Here is a 2206-nt window from a genome sequence, read left to right on the forward strand (position 1 = left end):
GTCAGAAAAGGTATTGATTTTATTAAAGTTTTTTTGGCTGTTTTTTATCCAAAAAACCTCACCAAAACCATTCCCCAAAACACGCCACCAAAAGCTCAACTTTATACGCTTAACAAAACTTTACAAATATTTAACAAAAAACCTAGCGCATTATTACTCAACCGGTTATAATTTAAGCGCTTTTAAAGCAAGGGAGTGCTCATTAGTTGAGCGGTCAATTATAAAAAATTCAAATAAAACAAAAATTTACTTGACAGGATAATCGAAATGCGCTATCATAATCGGCATCTGGCATCTGGCATCTGGCCTGCCAAACCTACGCCCTAAATCTTTTTCAATATCATCGTAGTCAAAATCAGACTCCATTCTTATTTTTATCACCGAAATCATCTAGCTTAGTGAGCTCGCCGAGTTTATCGGTAGGGTTGTTGTCGAGGCAGAGATTCAATCTTTTATCGTTCATATCAAAGTCTCCGTTATGGATTGCGGCGTTATTGTTTTGGTTGTGTTCATTTGGTGCACAGGCCTTAACAGTGCAAACCTCAAGGGTCATTGAGGGGAGTGGGCCGTATTTAACATCTGATGGAGGCCAAACCAAGGTAACAGACCTTGAATCGTTGTTCTCCATTACGTTGCCTTATGGTGCAAAGGTCACGCCGTCAACGAATACATCAAGTAGGACAAATCCAATAGTATTATCAACATGGCGTACTTTGGGTGAGATAAAGACTATTTTTCCACCATCGATCACTTTTGTGCGTTTAAATGATTTAGTCAATACTTATCATTATTGGGGAGATGATGATGGAGATGGACAGGGGACTAATGGTGTAACGGCGACAGGGACTTTATGGCTTTCATTAGAGGATAAGAATGGAAATACTGTACGTCCTAATGATACATTAGATGCATGTAAGGCGCCTTATAGGGTAACAATAGGTTTAAATCCCGATGGTGCTAGTTTAACTACACAGTATGGCGTGCCAAATCGTCGTGTATTTTCAACCACTAATGACAGGGAGTATTATTATTTCAAACCAAATGCAAATTGTTTGGTTTTTATGCAGTCGGCAAGGCCGAATTTGTTATATGGTGGTACTACTGGCATCGATTCTATCGACAATCCTCGCTACGCAGGCCCATCTAACATATGGAGTCCTACAAAGGGTTTTTTAACTCAGTCAACGCGTTCATCATCTTATGACCAAAACTTTCCTACAACGGGTGCTGATGGGTTGTATTTTGATTTGGAGTTGCCAGCAGGTATCGATGGAAGTCAGTTGAATTGGACAGTTAACACAAGTGGCAGTCTAGGTGCGACGGTGAGTTGGACAAGGCCGCGTTCTGGTACATTCACAGACCCTGCAGGAAGAACTGTCCAAGCCGATCAATGGATTACTGATAAATCCAAGAATGTAACACGGGTAACGTTAAGTGGTCCTAGGGCAAGTAGTAGTCAAATAAGCTCAAGTAGTCCTAGTAGGCTTACCGTCCCTTCTTTGCCACAGACCTTTGAGTTGGTGGGCAGAGACGGTCGTGGTGATGAAGTGAGGTATGGATTTGTGTTAAAGCAGTGGTTCGTCAATCGAGGTAATGTACTTGATAATCGGTCTAACCACTCCACTTGGTGTAGTCGTTTGGGCTATCGGATGCCTAGGGTAAGAGATTTAACCAATGCGGTTTGTTCTGGTTGGAATTCTGGTTCATCTTGCCAAGGTTCTGTTGGCGCCACACCTAGTTCATCTAATAATACTTATATGCGTCACATAGGTGCAGGGTTTTTCACGGAGTGGGGCAGAATGAACAACTACGCTGGTGCGGGCTTCGTCCTCAACGGCTATTGGATAAGCGATGCAGCAGGTAGCGGTGGCTTCTATGTCTACTCAGGCATCGGCAACGCCTACATAGTCAGCGCTAGCGACCGTGAGTATGCTGTTTGCGCCGCACCTTAGTTTTTAGCGTTTAGTCCTTAATCCTTGGTCCGCGGGGCGGTTATGGTGCCTTAGAGGACAATCTAACAAAGAATAACGCCCCCGCGCAAGTTGGGGCGTTTTCCCTTAGGGTTGCGCTGTTGCGGTTTAAATTTGTGGTCTATTTATAGTATGGCAAGGTTTCGGACGTTTTGACCTTTGGCGAATAAAATGGTTACAGTGATCACGTCCGAGTCAGGGAATTAAAGCGAATTCCCTGACAACCCACGCTTTGG

Annotated in this window: 1 protein-coding gene; it reads left to right on the forward strand. The window is 43.4% G+C overall.

Going from position 1 to position 2206, the window contains the following annotated elements; all coding sequences use genetic code 11:
- Positions 1 to 533 precede the first annotated feature (533 nt).
- Positions 534 to 1952, forward strand: a complete 1419-nt coding sequence (locus ACYH9I_RS11220) for a hypothetical protein (RefSeq protein ID WP_483560785.1) — start codon at positions 534 to 536, stop codon at positions 1950 to 1952.
- Positions 1953 to 2206 lie beyond the last annotated feature (254 nt).

This window comes from Gilliamella sp. X-23 (assembly GCF_057063545.1).